18 protein-coding genes are annotated in these 22,514 nt (G+C 46.9%); 14 read left to right on the top strand and 4 right to left on the bottom strand.

Annotated features, from left to right (window positions below; translation table 11 throughout):
- Window positions 1-106 precede the first annotated feature (106 nt).
- From QQL66_RS00665 to QQL66_RS00640, 6 genes are all read left to right on the top strand, one after another.
- Window positions 107-754 carry a methylamine utilization protein gene (locus QQL66_RS00665; RefSeq protein WP_284377555.1) on the top strand — a complete coding sequence of 216 codons (648 nt, stop codon included), beginning with the start codon at window positions 107-109 and terminating at the stop codon, window positions 752-754.
- Window positions 747-3,095: an EAL domain-containing protein gene (locus QQL66_RS00660; protein WP_284377552.1), complete on the top strand. Its 2,349-nt coding sequence runs from the start codon at window positions 747-749 to the stop codon at window positions 3,093-3,095. The genes QQL66_RS00665 and QQL66_RS00660 overlap by 8 nt, the downstream gene beginning before the upstream one ends.
- Before the next feature lie 72 nt (window positions 3,096-3,167).
- Window positions 3,168-4,496 (top strand): hypothetical protein, encoded by a 1,329-nt coding sequence (locus QQL66_RS00655; RefSeq protein ID WP_284377550.1) that lies wholly within the window; start codon window positions 3,168-3,170, stop codon window positions 4,494-4,496.
- Between the two features lie 58 nt (window positions 4,497-4,554).
- Complete coding sequence (locus tag QQL66_RS00650; protein ID WP_284377548.1) at window positions 4,555-4,926, top strand: DUF2750 domain-containing protein; 372 nt, start codon at window positions 4,555-4,557, stop codon at window positions 4,924-4,926.
- Between the two features lie 225 nt (window positions 4,927-5,151).
- The gene (locus QQL66_RS00645; protein ID WP_284377545.1) at window positions 5,152-5,376 is read left to right on the top strand and encodes a DUF1272 domain-containing protein; all 225 of its coding nucleotides are present in this window, start codon (window positions 5,152-5,154) and stop codon (window positions 5,374-5,376) included.
- A 425-nt stretch (window positions 5,377-5,801) separates the two neighbouring features.
- Window positions 5,802-8,111 (top strand): alkaline phosphatase D family protein, encoded by a 2,310-nt coding sequence (locus tag QQL66_RS00640; RefSeq protein ID WP_284377543.1) that lies wholly within the window; start codon window positions 5,802-5,804, stop codon window positions 8,109-8,111.
- A gap of 113 nt (window positions 8,112-8,224) precedes the next feature.
- Here the strand turns inward: QQL66_RS00640 and QQL66_RS00635 are convergent, their stop codons facing one another.
- From QQL66_RS00635 to QQL66_RS00625, 3 genes are all read right to left on the bottom strand, one after another.
- Entirely contained in the window at window positions 8,225-8,983 is a 759-nt protein-coding gene (locus tag QQL66_RS00635) for a dienelactone hydrolase family protein (RefSeq protein WP_284377541.1), read from the bottom strand.
- Window positions 8,984-9,090: 107 nt separating this feature from the next.
- A complete protein-coding gene (locus QQL66_RS00630; protein ID WP_284377536.1) occupies window positions 9,091-9,639 on the bottom strand; it encodes a DUF411 domain-containing protein in 549 nt (182 codons plus the stop codon).
- 167 nt (window positions 9,640-9,806) lie between these two features.
- Entirely contained in the window at window positions 9,807-10,967 is a 1,161-nt protein-coding gene (locus QQL66_RS00625) for an EAL domain-containing protein (protein WP_284377534.1), read from the bottom strand.
- Window positions 10,968-11,241: 274 nt separating this feature from the next.
- Between QQL66_RS00625 and ahr the strand changes: the two genes are divergently transcribed.
- From ahr to QQL66_RS00590, 7 genes are all read left to right on the top strand, one after another.
- Entirely contained in the window at window positions 11,242-12,249 is a 1,008-nt protein-coding gene (ahr, locus tag QQL66_RS00620) for an NADPH-dependent aldehyde reductase Ahr (RefSeq protein ID WP_284377532.1), read from the top strand.
- A 320-nt stretch (window positions 12,250-12,569) separates the two neighbouring features.
- Window positions 12,570-13,040 (top strand): HvfA family oxazolone/thioamide-modified RiPP metallophore, encoded by a 471-nt coding sequence (locus tag QQL66_RS00615; protein ID WP_284377530.1) that lies wholly within the window; start codon window positions 12,570-12,572, stop codon window positions 13,038-13,040.
- A gap of 57 nt (window positions 13,041-13,097) precedes the next feature.
- Window positions 13,098-14,057, top strand: a complete 960-nt coding sequence (locus QQL66_RS00610) for an HvfB family MNIO-type RiPP peptide maturase (protein WP_284377528.1) — start codon at window positions 13,098-13,100, stop codon at window positions 14,055-14,057.
- Entirely contained in the window at window positions 14,050-14,844 is a 795-nt protein-coding gene (locus tag QQL66_RS00605; protein ID WP_284377526.1) for an HvfC family RiPP maturation protein, read from the top strand. Before QQL66_RS00610 ends, QQL66_RS00605 begins: the two co-directional genes overlap by 8 nt.
- Before the next feature lie 108 nt (window positions 14,845-14,952).
- Window positions 14,953-15,594 (top strand): HvfX family Cu-binding RiPP maturation protein, encoded by a 642-nt coding sequence (locus QQL66_RS00600; RefSeq protein WP_284377524.1) that lies wholly within the window; start codon window positions 14,953-14,955, stop codon window positions 15,592-15,594.
- 104 nt (window positions 15,595-15,698) lie between these two features.
- On the top strand, window positions 15,699-16,970 hold the full coding sequence (locus QQL66_RS00595) for a GAF domain-containing sensor histidine kinase (protein WP_284377521.1): 1,272 nt from the start codon (window positions 15,699-15,701) through the stop codon (window positions 16,968-16,970).
- Window positions 16,971-17,010: 40 nt separating this feature from the next.
- A complete protein-coding gene (locus tag QQL66_RS00590) occupies window positions 17,011-18,408 on the top strand; it encodes a sigma-54-dependent transcriptional regulator (RefSeq protein WP_284377519.1) in 1,398 nt (465 codons plus the stop codon).
- Between the two features lie 15 nt (window positions 18,409-18,423).
- Here QQL66_RS00590 and QQL66_RS00585 read toward each other — a convergent pair whose 3' ends face one another.
- Window positions 18,424-19,356: a haloalkane dehalogenase gene (locus QQL66_RS00585; protein WP_284377517.1), complete on the bottom strand. Its 933-nt coding sequence runs from the start codon at window positions 19,354-19,356 to the stop codon at window positions 18,424-18,426.
- Between the two features lie 511 nt (window positions 19,357-19,867).
- Between QQL66_RS00585 and QQL66_RS00580 the strand changes: the two genes are divergently transcribed.
- A complete protein-coding gene (locus QQL66_RS00580; RefSeq protein WP_284377516.1) occupies window positions 19,868-21,979 on the top strand; it encodes a DUF8754 domain-containing protein in 2,112 nt (703 codons plus the stop codon).
- The last annotated feature ends 535 nt before the right edge of the window (window positions 21,980-22,514 follow it).

Below are 22,514 nucleotides of genomic sequence, written 5' to 3'. Positions count from 1 at the left end.
ACAAGCATTACCCCAAAAACCACAAGACATACAGGCTTCGCTTTCCCAGATAAGAAAGAGAACCTAAGCTTTAACAACGATATCTCGCTAATTCATGGAGTCATTCTTGAACATACGCTCTGCCATCAACGCCACACTCCTACTGTGCCTTAGTTGGATGCCTGCTGCAGCCAATGCTCTGGATATTAAAGTGGTTGACCAGTCTGGAGACCCCGTCAAAGATGCCTTTGTTGCCCTACCTGACGGAAAAATTACGAACATTCCCTCTGAACCAGCCATTATGGATCAGGTTGATGTCACCTTCGTACCGCATGTTCTGGCTATTGAGCAAGGGCGACAGGTTATCTTCCCTAACAGCGACAATATTCGGCATCACGTCTACTCCTTTTCGGAGCCCAAACGCTTCGAAATTAAACTCTACAAGGGTGATCCGAACACACCGATTTTGTTTGATCAACCAGGATTAGTCGCTCTGGGCTGCAACATTCACGACTCCATGCTGGGCTATATTTTTGTATCACCCTGGCCTACATTCCAGGTTACGGATGGCTCTGGCGAAGTGTCATTTACTCAAAATGCGAACAGCAACAGCATTGCAGTTTGGCACCCGTGGTTGAAAGATACACAGGAGCCTATGATGATAAGACTATCAGAAGACGAATGGGCATCAGGTGCAGTGATAACTCTGACGCTGACACCGCCTAAACCTATCAAACGATTCAAGAAAAAGTACAAGAAACGTTACAATGATTGATATCAGTCTACGCAATAAAATTCTTATCCTTTTCCTCTCTTTGATTGTGATCTCTTCCATCACAACCATCGCGGCCGTTCTGCTGGCCACCAATAACAGCGTAGAACAACAAGCACAGGATAAACTGAAAGTCGGTCTGAGAGTCTTTGAGCAAATCATGGACATTAGGGCAAACCAACTCTTTGAGTCGGCGGAAGTATTAACAGCTGATTTCGGATTTAAAGCAGCCGTTTTGGACAAAGATGAACAGACCTTAATTTCCGTGTTAGAGAATCATGGCGCTCGCATTGATGCAGACTTAATGATGCTGGCGTCTCTGGACGGTAAGTTACTGGCCAGTACCGAAGCAACCACTCAGGAAACCAAGTCCTTTCCCTTCACTGATTTATTGAGTGAAGCCCGAAAAGAAGGCGGCTTAATGAAAACCGTGATGTTGAATGGCAAAGCCTATCAAATGTTGATGTTGCAGGTGAACGCGCCCGTCCCGGTTGCCTGGGCCGTCATTGGTTTTCTTATTGACCGTAATCTAGCCAACCAGTTGAAAGAACTGACTAACCTCGAAGTCAGTTTCACGGCCATCTATCGCGACAGTCAAACCTTGAACATCAGTACATTACCCTTGGATAAAAACCACAGCTCAATGACCAAAGAAGCGTGGCAACGAATTCTGTGGGATGATAACGAATACCTGGCTTTACTTTCACCGTTAGTAGATGGCGGCTATTACCAGGTGAATACCATCCTGAGCACGTCACTTGATGAAGCCTTCGCTCGCTTTTCCCCCCTCAAAATCCAGATTCTCAGTATCTCCGGTATTGCGTTACTGATCTCCGTTATTATGGGGTTTTTTATTGCCCGAAACGTGACTCGTCCGGTCAACACGTTGGTGACGGCAGCACAAAGAATCAGTAGTGGTGACTATTCAGAACAGATTGCAACAGGACAGTATAAATACAATGAAATTGGCAAACTGGCCTCAAGCTTTGATCGAATGCAACACGAGATTGCCGATCGGGAAGAAAAAATCTTATACCAAGCCTACCACGATGCTCTTACCGGATTAGCCAACCGAAGTTCTGCTCAACATCATGTGGAAGAACACCTGAAACACCATCAACAAGTGGAACAGTCATTCGCATTGGTCTGTATCAACCTTCAGAAATTCAAACAGGTCAACGATACCTTTGGCTATCAAATCGGGGATCAGCTGTTACAAGCGTTTGCTCAAAAGCTGGAGGAAATTTCACCTCCGGAATGCACTCCCGCCAGACTCGGTGGAGACGAGTTTTTACTGGTTCTGAACGATATCAACGAAGATACACTTTCGGATGAACTCGAAACCGTTTTAGATGCACTCAACACCAACTATTGTATTGCCAGCCTGGAAATACCGGTGTCTGTAAGGCTCGGTGCGTCGATCTATCCTGAACACGGATTTAGAACAGATCAGTTGTTACGCCGTGCAGACATTGCACTTAATGCGGCTAAAGCTAAAGAACTCAGTGCCAGCATTTATGAACAAGGCAGTGAAGAAAAACACCTGCACCAAATTCGTCTGGTCGATGACCTCAAAATTGCTATCTCGGAAGATCAGCTAACGATGTTCTACCAACCTAAGGTAGATCTCCATCAAAAGCGAGTAACTCAAGTGGAGTCGTTGATTCGCTGGTTCCATCCGGAACTGGGGTTCATTGCTCCCGATGAATTCATTGGTTTGGCAGAGCAATCCGGCTTAATGCCATCACTCAGCCGCTGGGTTATTCGCAACGTATTAAACGATTGTATGGATTGGAAATCTCAAGGCTTTGAGCTGGTGATGGCGGTAAATATTTCTGCGTATGATTTGGCCCACGACGATCTACCTGATTATGTCTTTGGCCTCCTCAAGGAATTAAAACTCAAGCCCGATGATTTGATTCTGGAAGTGACCGAAAGTGCAGTCATGCAAGACCCTAAACAAGCCCTTATGATCCTTACCCGTTTCAGAGAACAAGGCATTAAATTGGCTATTGATGATTATGGCACGGGCTATTCCTCGTTAAGCCAACTGAAATCACTGCCGGTGGACGAATTAAAAATCGACATGTCCTTTGTATTAAAACTGGATCAAAACAAAGACGACCAGGCGATTGTTCAATCCACTATCGAAATGGGACACTGTCTGGGCTTGAATATCGTTGCCGAAGGCGTAGAAAGCCGAGAGTCCTGGGCGCTGCTGGAAGGGTATGGCTGTGATAAACTGCAAGGCTATTACATCAGCAAGCCTCAGAACTCGGCGAACTTCATTCAATGGTTTAAAGACTACGATGTGGTTAATGAATACTCTCAAGAGCTGTCTTAATGAGCGGATTCATAAAGAGAAGGTGAATTTATCGACTCAAGGACGCCATTGAAGAGAAGGAACGCACCAAACATGCATCGTCTGTTACCCAAGTTGGATACAACGCCTAACAAGTTGGATACAACCCCTGGAAGGTACGCTCTTTTTCTTATTACAAGTCTGTCTATATTTATCCCGTTGCTATTCTTCCGATCGCTCGCCCTGGCTTCACCGTCATCCCCTCATCGTTTTGACGCAGAGATTAATGTCCTTGGACAATACAATGCCGGTAAAACAGGGCAAACCGATCAGAGCTGGCTACAAGGTGGATTGGGGCGCTACACCCTCAATTCAGATGACAAGTTGTCGGCGCTGGGTGAGTTTCATCTCGGCTACCACTACACGCTCAATGACGATTTTAAATTTTCAACGCATCTCCAAGCGAGAGACACAACGAGAAGTGATTCGGCCCGAGCTTTTGGCGTAGTTGAACTCAAGGGCCGTTACCAAACCGATATCAATTTCCAGCACAGTCTGAGATTTACCTTTGGCCAGTTCTTCCTTCCGATTTCGATGGAGAACACCGAACGCTTTTGGGAATCTCCCTACACCCTGTCTTTTTCCTCACTGAACAGCTGGATCGGAGAAGAGTTTCGCCCTATTGGTTTTGATGCCAGCCATCGCTATCACTTCAATGACGGAACGGAGTGGGAAACCGCCGTTACCCTGTTTGGAGGCAACGATTCAATGGGTGCCATTCTGGCCTATCGTGGCTGGAGTTACGGTCGACATCGCACCGTATTCGGTGATGTGCTGGCTATACCAGAACTTGCCAGTCTGGAAGACGGCGGTACCTTTGAAGGTCAGAGAGACGATGGCAGCAAACCTTTTGGTCGAGAGCTCGATGACCGGCCCGGTTATGCGCTTCGAACGTCTGTAACCGGAGACGATTACATAGTAAGCCTTGCCTGGGTCGATAATCAGGGCGATACCGAACTTCATCATGGCGAATACGCCTGGCGAACAAAATTTACTGTACTGGGCGGCTCCTGGTTGGCAACTGATGAATTAGAACTGATCTCAGAAGCTTCTTACGGTAATACCACCATGGGCGCTGCACCGGGCGTCGATGCTGATTTCTACTCGGCCTACCTGATGGCCTCTTATCTTAAAGAAGAATTCCGATACTCTGTTCGTTATGACCTTTTCGGCATGGATGATCTCGATGACATGGACGATGACAACAACGACCTTGGTCGCAGTCTTACCTTGGCAGTCATGTGGCAACCGGAGGAAGCCTCCATTAATCTCGGCGCTGAAGTCTTGTATCTGAACAGCAAGCGAACCAAGGTCACCACCTCGGGTCAGTTTGATGAGGCAGACAGCCTAAGTGTAAGCTTTTTGTTGAAATACCACTTTTAAGTCTGAAGAAATAGATTCGAATCGCTATAATGCTGGCGATTATCACGAGGAACTTCCTATGTCAGCCATTCAAGACCAAGACGCTGCACTTGCCAATGCAGAAACCTTTCTAAAAGACGCCTTCGAAAACAAACAAGTGTGGGCGTTAAAACACGATGAGGGTGGCTGGGCATCCTGCGAATCCAAAGACTACGAAGACACCGCCATCTTTTTATTCTGGTCGAGCGAAGATAGTGCTGCTCAATACGGCCAAGACGACTGGAAAGATTTCAAACCAACCCTGATTGAGCTGGAGCTATTCATTGAAACCTGGCTTAAAGGTTTGGATCAGGAAGACCACATGATCGGCATGAACTGGGAACCTGGTCTGTTTGGTTTAGAAGTTGAACCGTTGGAAATTGCCAACAAACTCCGCTCAGGTGATATTTAAGTAGTTCATTCTTACTACCGCACCAAATAGAGTGTCGTTTCATCTTCTGGCTTAAGACGATTGAATGACACTCTGTTTGTCAGTCTTCTAAATACCCTTTTTGTCGCTCTTTTTGCCACCCTTTTATCACTCCTTTTGTCAAAAATGACACTTCATTACTTTCTTGGTATCCCATACTATTCATTGACCTTCTTGATTTCAGAAACGCCAAGGAAGCCATTAACCATGTTGAAAATGAAAAAAGCCTGCGAGAAGTGCAGCACTCCATTAGGGTTCACCGATCAAGCCTTCATCTGCTCCTACGAGTGTACGTTTTGCCCGGACTGCACAACCGACATGAATCACGTGTGCCCAAACTGTGAAGGGGAGTTAGTACGACGCCCTACCCGAGAAAAAGGGGTAGCCCAGGTTGCAGCAAATCAGATCAAACACAAGCTTTTCGGGAAATAATCAGGGGCACTATCACTTTCTACTCTCATCCTCTACTCTCACTCTGGCTTTCCCCCTTACTTCTCTACCAGTCATGCCCAAGAAAGAACCTCTCATCAAATAAGACAAAAGTGTGATTCAAAGGCCACCCTTTTGTCTCGATTCGTCATACCCGTTTATTGAATGAAGATGCAAAATTGACTCTTTTGACAGACATTCAGAGTCGGTTTTCCGTCAAAAAGCACAGCAGAAGCAGGATGAATATGAATATTCATTCATCTAATAGAAGCTTTTGTCGCTTTATGACAGCCAAAACGGCCAAACAGACCTTAATTTTTTGTCTTGTCATACTAAAGTAATAACTTTTTATTAAATAAGCATTCAGCAAACAGTAGCAAGATCACAATTAAAAAATCATAACCAAGCTAATGTAAGGTGTTTAGACGATGGGATTGAAATCAAATATTTCACGTCGCCGTTTTATTCAAACGGCGGTAGCAGCAACCGGTGCGGCAGCGCTTCCTCTTTCTGGTTTGACTGGCTGTTCAAACAGCGACTCCAGCTCTTCTTCCTCTACCCCAAGCTATTTCCCGCAATCGGTCATGTCGGGTGACCCTCGTCCAAACAGCGTTATTTTGTGGACACGAGTAAATGATGCATCGGTAAGTGGAGACATCACGCTGGCGCTGGAAGTGGCCTCTGCGTCTGATTTCAACGAAGCCAGCCTGGTACTGGCTCAAGAGTTCACTGCCGAAGCTGATCATGATCATTGCTTGAAAGTACGAGTGATTAATCTGGATGCAGCGACCCAATATTACTACCGCTTCACCTATGTGAAGAATGGCAAAGCCAACCGTACTAATACCGGCCGAACGAAAACTGCACCAACGGCTGGTTCGGATACTGACCTGAAATTTGCGTATGTAAGCTGTCAGGACTACAACGGCCGTTACTACAACACCTATCTGCCACTGCTTGAACAAGATTTAGACTTTATTGTGCACATGGGTGACTACATCTATGAAACCACAGGTGCCAGTTTCCAATCGAGTGAAGGCCGCAGCATTCAGTTTACCGACCTGGACGGAGCAATTAATTTAGGGGACGACGGTTATGCCGCACAGAGCCTAAGCAACTACCGTCAGTTGTATAAAGAATACCGCAGTGATTCCGTACTTCAGAAATTGCACGAGCTTTTCCCGCTGATTGCAATCTGGGATGACCATGAATACTCAGACGACAGCTGGAGAAATAACGGTACTTATTTCGATGCAGGTAAATCCGAAGAAAGTACGTTCAGAAAACAAAATTCCGAGCAAGCCTGGTTCGAATTCATGCCAATCGACCACGAAGCCGCAATTGATGAAACTGCTTTAAACGCTGGTGGAACGTTGGATATCTCTAGTGACCAACTGTATCCGAATACGCGTATTTATCGTGACTTCCAATTCGGTGCTAACTTGAGCTTGTTCCTTACAGATTATCGTTCTAACCGCCCGGATCACATCATTCCTGAAGATGCTTTCCCAGGTGCATTGGCGATGACTCAAGCACAGATCATTGCCACATTGGATGCCTCCACAGGAGGTAATGGCGCAGCCGCTCATGCGGCACTGTTTGGTTCCAACACCTTTGCTTACATCAATATTGATGACGCGGCCTACAGCACTACTCGTGCTTATTTACGCTTAATCATGGGTTCTCAGTATCGTGATACTTACGAAGCTCGTGGCATCAGTGCTGAAGATGCAGGTAAAAACTACGCGCAATTAGCAAATGAAGCCGTTACCGGTAACCTGTCAGCTTTCTACATCAACGCAGCGCTTACAGCAGCGCGAGACTCCGGTGCATTGGCTGTACCTGATTCCGCCTTCATCAGCGATGCTGATATGACCGCCGCCGAAAAAGGCGTTGCTTTTGTTCACTTCGGAAAACAAGGTCTGTACAGCGACCTAGGCTCTCGTTACTTCGTCAACAAAGACTTGTTCGATCTGTACGCAGGCTTCCGCGCTGCGTTGGACGGTGGAGCAAGCCAAAACGCCTACGGTGATGCACAAACCACATGGTTAGGTACGCAACTGGCCACCAATGGCGGTACATGGAATGTAATGGGCAGTTCAGTTTCTTTCTCCCCATTACTACTGGACTTGAGAGACAATAGCGATAATAAGAACAGAAACTTTTTAGATTTCTCAGCGATTCCGTCGTTATTCCAAAATCGATTCTACTTAAACGTCGATCACTGGGATGGTTTCCCGAACGCTAAGCAAAACCTAATCAACAATGTCTTTGCTGGCAACAATGTAATCAGTATTGCGGGTGACATTCACTCTACCTACGTGACTGATCACGGCAATGGTTCGTTTGACATCACCACCTCTTCAGTTACCTCTGGTACTTTCGGCTCATACATGGATGAAGCAGTCTCTGGCTTGATTGAAGGTTTGGGCGGTAATGTCGAGGACATTGCACCACTAATGTCAAATTTGGACTTCTTGGTTCCAAACTCTGCTAATGCAGATGATGTGTCTTCAACACTTGCCTTTGCTCGTCTAAGAGAGCACGGTGTGGCGATTGTTGATGTCACTGCGGATAACTTCCAGGTGACAATGCTGAATGTCCCAACCTCTGAGAATGGCAACGAGTACATTTCTGAGTCTTGGTACAACCGTTCAGCGGACTTCATTGCGAACTTACGTACTCACGTAATCAGCATTGACGAAGCAACTCGCACGTTGACGCCTCCAGCAAGCTAATTCCTGAACTAGCTACTTGATAAATTAGCGATTAGCTAAGGCGTTAAACAAAAAAGCCCGACTGAATGTTCTCAGTCGGGCTTTTTTTGTTCTGGAATGATCCGTAGATAAATCTATTCTTTTAACTCACTCTCCAGAAACCCGGTAAACCGCGCCCAGGATTTTTTATCCGCATCCTCCCGATATCGCGATGAACCAAACACCGTAAACGCATGTGGTGCGCCACTGTAAGTTATCATTTCATGATGAACACCGGCCGATTCCAGCTCATTAGTTAATGCCGCAAACTGATCCATAGTAATGGCCGTATCCGCCGAGCCATGCATGACCAGAATTTTACCTTGCGTGTGTTGATAGTCCTGCCCTTCAGGTGTTGCTAACCCGCCATGAAAGGTGGCAAAGCCTTTTAACTTGTCCCCGGAACGCGCCCACTCCAATACCGCCGCACCACCAAAGCAATAGCCCATCGCCACCGCATTGTCGGTATTCCCACCCAAGGATTGTGCTTGTTTCAAGGCAGCTCTTAACAGGCTACGCATCTTGGATCGGTCTTTGTAGAGTTCACCTGTGTGTTGACGCTTATCTTTGACTTCTGTAGGTCGGATGCCCTTACCAAACAAATCCGCTGCAAACACGCTATAGCCCATATCTGCGAGCATGTTTGCGCGCTTTACTTCGTAATCGGTTAAGCCATCCCAGTCATGTACTAACATCACCAAAGGAGCGTCTTTACCCGCACTGACAAAATACCCGTCATAAACAGTACCTTGAACCTCATAATCCACCGAACGCCCTTGAGCAAATACAGTGGAACAGAGACTTAAACCTGCCAATAACAGCAGACAATGAAAACGACCTAGAATAAGCGACATATAACCTCCCTGATCCCATAAGAGAATTAAGTTATCAATCGCTTAACTATAGAACAGCTTGTGAAACGCCAAGTGTAATAATCACTGAAGAAAACACTCTGAAAATATTAATGATTACCTTGAACCGTAGCGTACACTTCCGCACTGCCATCCAAGTTAATTTTCAAGACCTGATAAGTATCAATACGGTCGCCCATTTCCATCCCCGGACTTCCCACTGGCATACCTGGTACCGATAAGCCCAGTGCACCTTCCGGCTGTTCTTTCAGAAATTGTTGAACGTATTCCACCGGCACATGGCCCTCAAAGATATAACCATCTCGGGATACGGCGGTATGACAGGACCGATATTCCGGCTTCAAGCCCTTCTCGGCTTTCAACTGGGTCAAGTTATCCACATTATGACTTTTCACTTGCAAGCCACCTGCTTGTAAATGATCAACCCAGGCGCCACAGCAACCGCATGTCGGGCTTTTATACACATTCAAATCCAGGTTAGCTTGTGGTGCAGCTAGTTCGCTTACTGTTGAAGCATCAGCAGACGACACCTTGGAATTGTCTTCTTGATTAGAGCAGCCAACAACCGTTCCAAGAACCAAAGTGCTGAGAATGATTGCAGCAAAGTTTGATGGTTTATTAACGCGTTTAGGTTTCATGATCCTGATAGGTTCCCTCAAAAAATAGGCTGTACCAAAGGCCGTAAGTCAAAGCGTGTTCTGAAAATTAATTTCTCATCTACCAGAACACAACACGTCGAATATTCAAAGTATAAAGCTAGGACATCCTATCGCCTTGATTTACTTCAATAGTGAGGGATTGCGGCTCAATTAATGTCGTATAAGTAGTCCACCAGCAACACCCGACCTTCATCCAGCTTTATGCCAATGGTTTGAAATAACTCCCGAGACGCCCGGTCACGATACGGTCTCGAAGTTACTTCGGTTCGGGACAACATATCGGAAATTGCCAACACCTGATAAAAGTACGGACGACCAGACCAGTTGTACCCAATAAATGACGGTTCCTGATACCATTGCCCATCGAAATATTCATAGTTTGGTGATAACTGCTCACCACTGATCGAACAAATGTAAAAACGAATAAAGCCTTCGGGCATGTGCGGTAATGAGTCAATGGACGGCACATTTTTGGTGCCTAGCCAAAGATCGGTCAATAAATGCACATTACTCATAATGTCTTTGAAATAATTCGCACGTTCTTTCTCTTCTTCCAGCTTCAAAGCTAAAAACGATTGGCGTAACCGTTCGGTTTTTTCCATCGCTTCTTCAGGAGCAATAAATGACGCTTTTGCAGGATAGAACATAAAGCCTTGAATCAAAGTCGCTCCGCACTCTACTGCGAAATTAAATTCCTGCTCCGTTTCCACACCTTCGCACAGCACGTCACAACCAATGCGCTCCGCCATAAAGCCAATGGCTTGAATCGCATCGTTAGCAATACCACCTTCAATGGCCGACTTGAAAAAACGCATGTCTAACTTAATCAAATCGGGTTCAAGAGCAATCATACGGTTTAATTCAGAATAACCCGCACCAAAATCATCCACTGCTATGCGCATTCCTAGTGCACGATATTCTTCTACCAAGCGTTGTATCGACTCTAACTCACCTTCATTTTCTGTGATTTCAATAATAATTCGACGAGGATCAATCCCCGACGACAGCACCATATCAATGGTAGGCACTGCGTCCTGATGCTTTAGCATTTGAATCCATTCTGGCGAGATATTTAATGTCAGAAAAGTTCCTTCCGGTATGTTCTTGATTTGCTCAATGGCCTGTTTTCTCACGCTTCGATCGATGTCCAGCAGCGTTTCCTTGGGCACAGACGGATCGCTGAATAAGGGGCCAGCGGAGCATACCCGACCTTGTGAATCCAAGGTCCGAGCCAAGGCTTCATAACCAACGATACGCCCACTTGGGATGTCGATGATTGGCTGAAAATATGGGAAGAAAAAAGACATCAGAACCCCTTAACCTGATTTAACTATCGGATCGAAGGGAAGCTGCTATGCAATTTTCTGACCTGATCAGGAGATCCCTAAAATGTCTGATCCAGCCATGTGAAGATTGTCGTATAAGGGATAGACTCATGAAAAAGAGGTAGAGCTGGCCATCCGATAAACTGCTTATCAATGGCCTGTTTCACTATTACTTGTTTTAAAGCGACCTTCAGCTCAAAGAACATAAACACCAAACAAGCAATTAATGAATGGCCTGTTAATTAAGGACGTATCTATGATTAAAGCGATGGCAGCGTTAGAAGCTAAAGCCCCTCTCACCCCGTATGAATTTGATCCAGGTGAACTGAAATCCGACGAAGTGGAAATTGATGTGCACTACTGCGGGATTTGTCACAGTGACATCAGCATGATTGATAATGAGTGGGGTGAATCTGTTTACCCACTGATCGCAGGCCATGAAGTAGCCGGGGTAATTTCCAAGATTGGTTCTGACGTCACCCGTTTTAAAGTTGGTCAAAAGGTCGGCCTGGGTTGGCACTCAAGCTTCTGTAATCACTGTGGTCATTGCGATCACGGGGATCATAATTTATGTGCCGAAGCCGAAGGCACTATTGTCGGTCATCACGGCGGCTTTGCTGATAAAGTCCGCGCTGCGGCGAACAGCGTGGTGGCGATTCCGGATGGCATTGATCTGTCAGTGGCTGGCCCTCTATTCTGCGGTGGCATCACGGTCTTCAATCCGTTAGTGCAGTTTGATGTTAAGCCCACCGATAAAGTGGCAGTGATCGGCATCGGTGGCTTAGGTCACTTGGCCTTGAAATTTCTTAATGCCTGGGGTTGTGAAGTTACTGCCTTTACCAGCTCAGACGCCAAACGCGACGAAGCACTCAGCTTAGGCGCACACCACACCTTAAATTCCCGTGACCGCAAGGAAATCAAAGCTGCGGCAGGAACATTCGATCTGATCATCTCGACCGTGAATGTGAAACTGGACTGGAACCTCTATCTGCAAACCTTAAAAGCGCGCGGCCGCCTTCACTTTGTTGGCGCCACCCTAGAGCCTCTGGACATCAGTGTCTTCTCATTGATGATGCAGCAATGTTCGGTGTCGTCATCACCGGTGGGCAGCCCGGCAACCATCGCCGAAATGTTAGACTTCTCCGAACGTCACAAGATTGCGCCACAGGTCGAGATGTTTAAGTTTTCAGAGATCAACAACGCATTGGATCACTTGAGAAACGGTGATGTGCGCTATCGTATTGTTTTGGATATGAAGCAGTAAGACAGTATTTTCGTACTTTTCTTTATTCTTTTCAGCAGAGGAATCCATGCTTTCTCTGCTGATTTATTGATACCCTTCTCTATCGGTTTTCCAAAACGTTACAAGTCTTTTCCCTTCCCTTAAAACGTAACGATTCATTACATCCTGCCTCTTCTAAAATTGAATGATTCATTACAAATAAATCCCTAATATTAAAATAAATCCTTACATTTCAACAAGTTAAAAACTGGCACAGCGTTCGCAATGTATCTATTGAATTTAAATCGTAATGAATTAAATCATTCACTTAATCAACGGATTATTACTAAGAGAGATACATTATGAACAACGCAAAAACGAAAACGCTTCTATCTGCAACAATCGGTACTTTGATGGCCTCGGCATTGTCTGTATCTGTGGCACAGGCCGACGTTAACCCATTCGGTGCAACCGAGCTAACGAGCGGCTACATGGTAGTAGCTGAAGGTTCATGCGGTGAAGGTAAATGCGGTGGCAATGCAAAAAATCACAAGAGCGCAGAAGGTTCTTGCGGTGAAAACAAGAGCAACGAAGGTAAGTGTGGTGCAGACAAACGCGCTAGCAAAAACGTTGAAGGTTCTTGTGGTGCTAATAAAAGCGCTGAAGGCAAATGCGGTGCAGACAAACGTGCAAGCAAAAGCAAGGAAGGTTCATGCGGTGCTAATAAGAGCGCTGAAGGCAAATGTGGTGCAGACAAACGCGCCAGTAAAAGCACAGAAGGTTCATGTGGTGCTAATAAGAGCGCTGAAGGCAAATGCGGTGGTCAAGGGTAATTCCTTGACTCACTCATTCTCCTTTTAACTGACTCCAAAGAGACACAGGATTTCCCCATGAACGCAATCAACCAAACACCCCAAACCATTACAGGTGCCGGCCTCGGACTAAGACGATCTCTGCTGTCGTCACTGACGGGTAACGACATCGTCGAAGCCGCAGCCAATGCCATCGACTTTTTTGAAGTGGCGCCTGAGAACTGGATTGGCATTGGTGGTCGCTTGGGTCGCCAACTGAGAGAAATCAGTGAGCGCACGCCAGTGATTGCACATGGGTTATCTCTCTCTGTTGGAGGCAGTGCCCCGCTTAATACACAACTGGTCAAAGACATCAAACAGTTTCTAGACCAGCATCAAATGCCCATTTACAGCGAGCATTTGAGTTACTGTGCCGACGACGGACAACTCTATGACTTATTACCACTGCCCTTCACCGATGAAGCGGTGATGCACGTTGCTGCTCGTATTCGTCAGGTTCAGGACATTCTCGAACGCCGTATCGCCATCGAAAACATTTCCTATTACTTAGTGCCCGAACAAACCATGAGTGAAGTCGAGTTTATCAACGCCGTGGTGAAAGAAGCCGACTGCGACTTACTGCTGGACGTCAACAACGTCTATGTGAACAGCCAGAACCACAATTACCAGCCGGAAGACTACATCAACCAGCTGGAAGCAGAGCATGTCTCTTACATTCATGTGGCCGGTCATTATCGCGAAGATGACGGCCTCATTATTGATACCCACGGTGCCGATGTAATTGACCCGGTGTGGTCATTACTGGATCAAGCGTATCAACGGTTTGGGCAACTCCCGACCCTGCTTGAACGTGATTTCAATCTGCCATCACTGACAGATCTTAAGCAAGAGCTGGACGTTATTAAGCGAATTCAAGCACGCACTCAGACAACAAATACTCAGACAACAAATAGCCAGACAACAAATAATCAGACAACAAATACTCGGATAACAGGCATTCAGACTCAACACAAAGCCGTGGGAGGTCATCATGCATAAGGTTCAAAACGACGCTCAAACGCAAACCTCATTGGCTCAACACCAGGAAGCCATGACCACCTATTTAAGAGACCCGGAGCAGATAGCGCCTCCCCAACAATTAGATGCGCGTCGCGTCGGCGTCTATCGAGATCTGGTGTTTAACAATGTGGAATCACAACTGTCTACCTCGTTTCCAGTGATTCACAGTGTCCTGACCGAAGAACACTGGTACGCCTTGGTACGCGAATTCTTGCGAGATTACCGAGCACAAACGCCGTATTTTTCTCAGCTATCTGCCGAATTTGTCGATTTCCTTAGTCATCGAACAGCTAACCCTGAAGAGGACGACCAGGTGTTTCACACCCCTGAGTTTCTGCTGGAACTGGCGCATTATGAACGCGTGGAACTGGATCTGTTTATGCTGGATCGTGAACCCTCTTCTCTATTCCAACAAGACACAGAAGAAAATCTACTGACTCGTGTGATAACGCTTTGCAACGTTGCTCTGCCGCTGGTGTATCAATATCCGGTACATCAAATCAGCCCGGATTTTCAGCCCAGTGAACCACCCGCCCAGCCAACCTGTTTGCTGTTATTTCAAGACGACCAAGAAGAAGTTCGTTTCTTCGAGTTGCAACTCTTGGCTTATCACTTGGTGATCAAGCTGGCCGAAAACCAACACAGTACGGGTTATGACTTGCTCACCGAACTTGCCGAAAGTCTGCAACTTCCAACGACGGAACAGTTTTATGAGCAAGGTGCCGGGTTACTGAAACAGTTGCACGCACTTAACGTACTCAACTGAACCAATCTTGAGCCAATCATTAGCTAACCATTAACTAACCATTAACAAAAGACGCCTTTGTAAACGCAGAACGCATTACTGGCTTAAGTGCAATTTAGGATTAGAACCATGCTGACACTCATTCATAAAGCGCAACGATTACTCGATCACACCAAGCATCTCGATTTCATCGCACCGTTACTGTTACGCCTCTACTTGGTGCCCATTTTCTGGATGGCAGGCACTCAAAAACTCAGCCATTTTGACAACACCGTTCAATGGTTCGGCAATGAGGACTGGGGCTTAGGTCTGCCACTGCCGTGGTTGATGGCCGTATTAGCCATCGCCGCTGAATTGGGCGGTGCTATTTTGCTGGCACTGGGCTTATTCACTCGCTGGATTTCGATCCCAATGATGTTCACCATGCTCGTGGCTGCGGTAAGCGTCCATTGGAAAAACGGTTGGTTAGCCATTGCCAGTGGCGATGGTCTATTTGCGACGGATCGAACCATGGCCGCCATCGACCGTCTGGATCGCGTTAAAGACATTCTGCAACAGCACGGCAATTATCAATGGCTGACCGAGAAAGGCTCGGTGGTGATTCTGAATAACGGCATCGAGTTCGCTGCTACCTACTTCATCATGCTGTTGGTATTGCTCTTTATCGGTGGCGGAAAGTATTTAAGTCTCGACTATTGGTTGGCACGTCGTTTCCCGAAACCGGCCACAATATCGATATCCTCCTCGATACACGTACAGAACAACGTATAAGTAACTTGCTGAGTGCAAGATTAAGAATGAGACCTACAAACTCGCCTCGCCTTCGCTTTAGCCAGTATAATCTCTCGGGAGAACTCATCCACGAGGATTACATCATGGCTGATGCAGATGCGTCTCCTGAAACCCCAACGCGTTCAAACCCGTCGCTTAACACCCTGCAGGAGAAAGCCATTGCGTCTCTGGCGACCCTCAGTTATCGAACAGGAGAACTGCAGGATTATCTCAATCAAATCTGCAAAGCGGTATTGGACGTATTGGGCGATGGCGCGGCGGCGGTGACCTTGTATCGTAATGGCAAGAAAAACGTCATTGCCCGTGAACCGCACAGTCCGAAGGTCGGTGTACCGCTCGACATTCATGGTCATCTTTCCACCTTCGTGGTCAACAGTGGTGAAATTCTCAGAGTCGAAGATGCGCTGGCGACGCCTCAATACGGCAAGCCTCCTGCTGGTTACTGTTCCTATCTTGGCATTCCATTAAAGCTGCCCAATGGTGAGGTGGTCGGAACCCTCTGCTACTTTGATGAAAACACCCGCAACTACAGTGAAGACGATGCCCAAGTGGCCAGCTTGTTTGCTGAGCGCATTGCCATCGCATTAGATAATTACGAGTTATATCTTCAACTCAAAGAACATTCAGAGAATCTAGAAGATCTGGTCGAACAACGCTCCAGAGAACTATTGGCCGCCCGCGATGAACTCGCCCAGAAAGAGAAGCTTGCTGCCATTGGTGAATTTGCCACCAGCTTAACCCATGAAATTCGAAACCCGCTGGCGACCATTCGTCTGGCCTTAGAGTACTTTGACCGCCAAGGGGATGACCGCGCCAGCAAACGGGCGCAATTGGCCAGTAATGAAGTCTCCCGTCTGGAACGGATGCTGAATGAAGTTTTGGTCTATGCGCGACCTGCCAACCTTGTCACTCAATCCGTCGAGCTACACACCTTTGTCGACCACTTCTTGTCCACACACCACTGTCTGGTGGAGCCAAAGCAGCAAGCATTTAATCTTCAGACAACAGACGAAGTTTACGTTCAGGCAGACCCGGATAAATTAACCCAGATCCTGTTAAACCTTGCGTCCAATGCCTGCGATGCCGCACATGAAAAACAAACCATCGAGTGGTTGGTTGATCAGCAAGGCGACTATGCGGTGTTACAAGTCACCAACCAAGGGGCGCTAATTCCCCCGGAAAAACTGGCGACCATTACCGATGCCTTTGTCAGCGGTAAACCCAATGGTACAGGACTGGGCTTGGCTATTGTGAAGTCGCTGGTGGATGCCCATCACGGGCACTTGTCGATCACCTCTACAGAGCAAACCGGCACCTGCATCCAAATTAAGTTTCCTACGCCACCAACGATATAACTAACCTAATAAGAATCGATATTTCCATAGGCATTGTGATATGAACTCCCGCATCCTCATTGTTGAAGACGAAAGCGCCCTCGCTCAAATGTTGTCCATGCATTTTGAGGACGAAGGTCATGAAGTCTTTCATGCCAGTTGTTTACGGGAAGCTCGGGAATTAGTGCCGCTGCACCAACCCGACCTTATTCTGATGGATCAAGGTCTGCCAGACGGCAAAGGCTACGATTTACTGAAAGAACTTCAAGAACACAACACTCCCGCCACTATGGTGATGATGACAGCGGAACACGATCTCGAACTCGCCATCGCCGCCATTAAAGCCGGTGCCTTTGACTTTGTTCATAAGCCGATCAAAACCGATGAGTTGAACCACACTGTTAATCGCGCCTTGGAACATCAGAAACTGGCGCGACAGGTTGAAGTGCTTTCCTCGGTCAGCAATGAAGCGTTAACCGAACCACGCTTACTTGGTAAAAGCCAAGCCATGCTCGATGTCAGTAAAGAAATCGCTCTGGTGGCAGGCAGTAATGCTCGCGTGCTGATCACCGGCGAGAGCGGCACCGGCAAAGAATTGGTGGCGCGAGCGATTCACCATCACAGCCAATGCCCTGGCCCATTTATGGCAATCAACTGCGCCGCTCTGGTGGATAACCTACTCGAAAGCGAACTGTTCGGCCATGAACGGGGAGCCTTCACCGGCGCCACCGATCGCAAGCCAGGCAAATTTGAACTGGCTGAAAATGGCACCCTGTTTCTGGATGAGATCGGAGAAATGGCGCTACCGCTTCAAGCCAAGTTACTTCGCGTGCTTCAGGAAGGCACCTTTGAACGACTCGGTGGCAGTCAGCAGTTAAGAAGCAATGCGCGCGTGATAGCCGCCACCAATCGCAATCTGCCCAATGAGATTGATGCCGGAAATTTTCGCGAAGATTTGTATTACCGTTTGAACGCCATGCAGATTCAACTTCCACCCCTGAGAGAACGCGCTGAAGACATTCCTACCTTGGTCGAAGGTTTGCTGGAGCGAATTTGTCGTTCCGAAGGTAAACCGAATCTTACAACCACGCCGGAAGCCATGGCCTTGCTCAAACACTATCACTGGCCGGGTAACATTCGTGAATTACAAAATGTACTGACACAAGCGGTGATTCGAGCAAGAAGCAATTTCATCGGTGAACAAGAGCTGTGTATCAGCAAAGACGCTCACTATGGTGTTCAATCAATTAACGGTTTTACACACTCAGACAACGCTTCCACACACTCAAGTAATAACGCGAATGAAGCGCTGTCGACCTTGGCAGATTTGGAAGCCAAACACATTCAATACGTGTTGGATTATACCGGTGGGCACAAGGGGAAAAGTGCAAAAATCCTCGACATTTCCCGACCCGCACTGGATCGGAAAATCGAGAAATACGGGCTAACAGTCAAGTAACTCGTCCTCTTGGCCTCAATCTGTTTCCGCCATTGATGACAGCAAGTCGTTAATGGCGATGGCAAATTCCTGAGGGGAGTCTTCCTGTAAAAAATGCCCACCCACCAGAGTTTGATGCTTCATGCCTTTACTGCCGGGAATGCGTTCCTGCATGTATTTATCGCCACCCCGCGTGATTGGATCGCCATTACTGAAGGTGGTTAAGAAGGGTTTCTCCCAGGCATCCAGCACTTTCCAGGCGGCACGATTAGCCTCTGTTGCCGGATTATCCGGTGTCACAGGCACTAACGTTGGAAAAGCCCGTGTGCCAGCTTTGTAGTCTTCGGAAGGAAACGGTGCATCGTAGGCGTCGGCTTCCGCCTTGGATAACTTCTTAAAGGTACCTGACGCGACAATTTTGCTGATAGGAAACCAAGGGCTATAGGAGGCAAAGGTTTTCCATAGATGGAAGGCCATTGGGACCTTCTGATCCCCCGTGGGCAACATGCCATTGCCAACGATAATGGCTTTGAAGCGATCTGCGTTTTCGGCCGCAAGACGTAAGCCAATCAATGATCCCCAGTCCTGACAGACCAGCGTGATGTTGGTCAGTTCCAGAGCATCAATAAAGGTCTGCATCCAATCCATGTGACTTTGGTAGGAATAGCTGCCGATACCGACGGGTTTATCCGATTTGCCAAAGCCAATGAGATCCGGGGCAATCACTCGATGACCTGCCGCTGCACAAATGGGAATCATATGTCGATAGAGATACGACCAGCTCGGTTCCCCGTGCAACATAAGAATCGGGTCAGCATCCCCAGGACCTTCATCCACATAATGCATTCGAAGCGATTCCGACTCTTTGGTGGTTTGATTGATACCTTCGGCAACGTCCACATAGTGCTCGGAAAAAGGGTAACCAATCAAACGTTCGAAGCGCTCTTCCGGGGTTCGTAAAAATTCCATTTCAACATTACATCCTATTCAGACGTCATCGCTCTAAAAAATCATGTTCTAAAGAATCACACTCTAAAGACTTTCGTTCTAAAGACTTTCGGTCTAAAGAATAGCTCTAAAGTGACTGATTAAGCGTAGTTAACCGATGGTCAGGTTGCCTAGAGCGACAGCTCTTTATAAGCCTCGGTGATCCAGCCAAACATAGACCACTCGCTATTCAAGGTTATTTGTGTCGTTACTTGATCTTGTGGTTCGTCCATGTCATTTCCCCTCGAACAATCCAGTCTTTTAAGATTAGACAGTTATTCCAATTATCGGCAACTTCCTTGTCGCCCTAAATCAAATATCAATTTATTGATCTAGGCTAACGTCTTAACAAATGATTTGTGTATAGATAAAGTGAGTAATAACAATAAACGTCACCGACCTGTCGCAAACCAACAGTCAATTTTGACAAATGAAGTCTGCATAGAAAGTGACCACCTCAACAACCTCTCAGTCGAGTGATCCCGGAGGGACTATGAAAACGGTAGTAAGCATCAGTTTAGGAAGTGATGCACTTGACTACGACTTCACCACAGATTTTCTTGGACAGAAGTTCCGCGTCGTACGCATCGGTACAAATAAAGATCTTAAGAAAGCAGAATCACTGATCAAAGAATGGCAAACCAAGGCCGATGTTCTTGGCTTAGGACGTGTTAGAGAACATTACAACGTCGGCACCAAGCGCTTTGTTCAGAAAAATACCAAGCACCTGGAAGACCTGGTTAAGAAGATTCCGGTCACCACCGGTTCGCAACTGCGTAATATCCTGCACGAATGGGCCATTCGCCATACCCAGATATCCCAAGGCAATTTCTTCAATAATTCGCGCGTGATGTTTTTCAATGGAGTCTCCAACTACCGTGCGGCGTCGGTAATGAGCGAGTTCACAGACAACCTGTTCTTTGCAGACCCGGTCATGCAATTGGGCGTACCTAAGTTGTTAACCTCCTTAAGTGCTCTAGAGCTTTATGCCACAGGCACTCACCCGTTAAATAAATGGACTCCGCCGCATGTACTGACCCCAAGTGTTGCGCCAATTAAAGAGTGGAATAAGTACATCCTCCGCAAAGCGGCTCAAAAAGCCGATGTGATTGCTGCGGGTTATGAAGAAGTCGAGCATTTTACTCTGGAAGAAATGGGCGGGAAAACCTTACTCTCCTCCACCATCACTGATGAGCGCTTAGAAAAGCTGCGCGAAAAAGGCGTGAACATGGTGGTCGATATTTGTCCTAAAATTTTCGACATTACCGTCGGAATCAACGTCATTGAAGCGATGATTCTTGCGGCGTTGGATAAGAAGCAAGGCGAGCTGAACCAGGACGACTTCCTTGAGATTATGGAAACGCTGCAAGTAGAGCCTCAGATTCTGTTCCCATCCGGTTTCAAGCGTATCAATCGCTTTGCTTTTGTTATTCATCCGCTGTCTCAACAGTATTTTAAAAACGCCAAGCCGTTGGATGTCATCGCCAAATACTCTCCACCAGTGGTCATGGATACGGTGGAAAAAGTCATGGCTTATGCGCCACCGTTTGTCTATTCCCATGTGAAAGGGATTAAATCCCCAACGGGTGTAGAAGCCGAAGGTTGGTTGATTACCGTCGGCGGAACACCCAAAGAGATCATGGCTCACAGCCCGGAATTTACCTATCGTCGCTTGCTGGCCGCTGCCAAGTTAGCCAAGCGCATGGGCGCTCAGATCATGGGCTTGGGTGCCTTCACCAAAGTAGTGGGCGATGCTGGTATCACTGTGGCTAAACGCGCGCCACTGCCGATTACTACGGGCAACAGTTACAGCGCATCCGGAGCGCTTTGGGCCGCTGCCGATGCCACTCGCAGACTCGGACTGGTAGAGATAAATAAAACCGGTAAGGTCCACGGCAAAGCCATGGTGGTGGGTGCCACCGGCGCCATCGGTTCCGTGTGTGCTCGCTTGTTGGCCAAAGCTGTGGATGAAATCTATATGGTGGCCCCAGAGACGGCAAAACTATTGGCGATGAAGGAAACCATTCTCCAGGAAACCCCCGAGGCCAAGGTGCATTTATCCACCCACGCTGACAAAGATCTCGGCGAGATGGACATGATTGTTACCGCTACCTCAGGAGCAGGTAAGAAAATTCTCGACTTCATGAAGGTCAAACCCGGTTGTGTGATTACCGACGTGGCACGCCCATTGGATATTCCGGCCAGCGACGTCGCCAAACGACCGGATGTACTGGTGATTGAATCCGGGGAAATTGAATTACCAGGCGATGTTCAGATGAAAAACATCAGTCTGCCTAATAACGTTGCCTATGCCTGTCTGGCAGAAACCATTGTATTGGCTTTGGAAGGACGCTTTGAGAACTTCACACTCGGTCGAAACATTGAGTGGGAAAAGGTCAAAGAGATTTACCAAATGGGTCTCAAGCACGGTATGAAACTCGCGGCTATCTCTGGTGTTAGTGGGGTGTATACGGACGATGACATCAAACGTATTCGTGAGTTTGCATTGAAAAAACGAGCAGAGATGAAAATAGATAAACCTAAGGTCATCCCTCTCAAGAAAAAGAAAGCGTCCGATACGACCAAAAAAACGGCGACAAAATAATAGCAGTGAATTAACAACGTCGCCTAGGTTCTTGTAACCACCAGGATTCGATGTGCAGCCTACATTAGAGTGAAGCACGCTTTAGATGCGGAACCCAGATTAATAGCCGCACATCGAATCTTTTGCCTGAGAGTGTTACTTTTAAGCGCTCAGACAAACGTATTACTCCCTTCAAAAGTGTTACCTTTCTACCACCCAGGTAACACAACTCTCCGTCCAAACTATGGAACATAGGTAACAACTCAGTGTTCCAGCCAAGCAACAAAAATCATAACCAACTGTTTATAAACAACTTTTATAAACTGGCACGCAGTTAGCAATCTATTAATCAAGAACAACAAAAATACAAACAGTTCGGTTTCACCAATAAAAATAAAAATAGAAACTCAGGACTGAAGCTCAAAAATAAAAATAAAAAGCGAGCAAAGAAAACCTATTATGAGCCCGATAAGGGCTCTCCACCTTCTCTTTTCCCCCTTCTGTTTTTCTACTGTACACACCGTAAACCTTGAAAATTAAGACAAAATTCCTTTAA

This window comes from Litoribrevibacter albus (assembly GCF_030159995.1).
GTDB lineage: Bacteria > Pseudomonadota > Gammaproteobacteria > Pseudomonadales > Litoribrevibacteraceae > Litoribrevibacter > Litoribrevibacter albus.
This window is presented reverse-complemented; position numbering and strand designations above follow the sequence as displayed.

Excerpts from the sequence above, each read along its gene's own strand:
- QQL66_RS00660 (WP_284377552.1), top strand. The coding sequence starts at position 747 with ATGATTGATATCAGTCTACGCAATAAAATTCTTATCCTTTTCCTCTCT.
- QQL66_RS00655 (WP_284377550.1), top strand. The coding sequence starts at position 3,168 with ATGCATCGTCTGTTACCCAAGTTGGATACAACGCCTAACAAGTTGGAT.
- QQL66_RS00650 (WP_284377548.1), top strand. The coding sequence starts at position 4,555 with ATGTCAGCCATTCAAGACCAAGACGCTGCACTTGCCAATGCAGAAACC.
- QQL66_RS00645 (WP_284377545.1), top strand. The coding sequence starts at position 5,152 with ATGTTGAAAATGAAAAAAGCCTGCGAGAAGTGCAGCACTCCATTAGGG.
- QQL66_RS00640 (WP_284377543.1), top strand. The coding sequence starts at position 5,802 with ATGGGATTGAAATCAAATATTTCACGTCGCCGTTTTATTCAAACGGCG.
- QQL66_RS00635 (WP_284377541.1), bottom strand. The coding sequence starts at position 8,983 with ATGTCGCTTATTCTAGGTCGTTTTCATTGTCTGCTGTTATTGGCAGGT.
- QQL66_RS00630 (WP_284377536.1), bottom strand. The coding sequence starts at position 9,639 with ATGAAACCTAAACGCGTTAATAAACCATCAAACTTTGCTGCAATCATT.
- QQL66_RS00625 (WP_284377534.1), bottom strand. The coding sequence starts at position 10,967 with ATGTCTTTTTTCTTCCCATATTTTCAGCCAATCATCGACATCCCAAGT.
- ahr (WP_284377532.1), top strand. The coding sequence starts at position 11,242 with ATGATTAAAGCGATGGCAGCGTTAGAAGCTAAAGCCCCTCTCACCCCG.
- QQL66_RS00615 (WP_284377530.1), top strand. The coding sequence starts at position 12,570 with ATGAACAACGCAAAAACGAAAACGCTTCTATCTGCAACAATCGGTACT.
- QQL66_RS00610 (WP_284377528.1), top strand. The coding sequence starts at position 13,098 with ATGAACGCAATCAACCAAACACCCCAAACCATTACAGGTGCCGGCCTC.
- QQL66_RS00605 (WP_284377526.1), top strand. The coding sequence starts at position 14,050 with ATGCATAAGGTTCAAAACGACGCTCAAACGCAAACCTCATTGGCTCAA.
- QQL66_RS00600 (WP_284377524.1), top strand. The coding sequence starts at position 14,953 with ATGCTGACACTCATTCATAAAGCGCAACGATTACTCGATCACACCAAG.
- QQL66_RS00595 (WP_284377521.1), top strand. The coding sequence starts at position 15,699 with ATGGCTGATGCAGATGCGTCTCCTGAAACCCCAACGCGTTCAAACCCG.
- QQL66_RS00590 (WP_284377519.1), top strand. The coding sequence starts at position 17,011 with ATGAACTCCCGCATCCTCATTGTTGAAGACGAAAGCGCCCTCGCTCAA.
- QQL66_RS00585 (WP_284377517.1), bottom strand. The coding sequence starts at position 19,356 with ATGGAATTTTTACGAACCCCGGAAGAGCGCTTCGAACGTTTGATTGGT.
- QQL66_RS00580 (WP_284377516.1), top strand. The coding sequence starts at position 19,868 with ATGAAAACGGTAGTAAGCATCAGTTTAGGAAGTGATGCACTTGACTAC.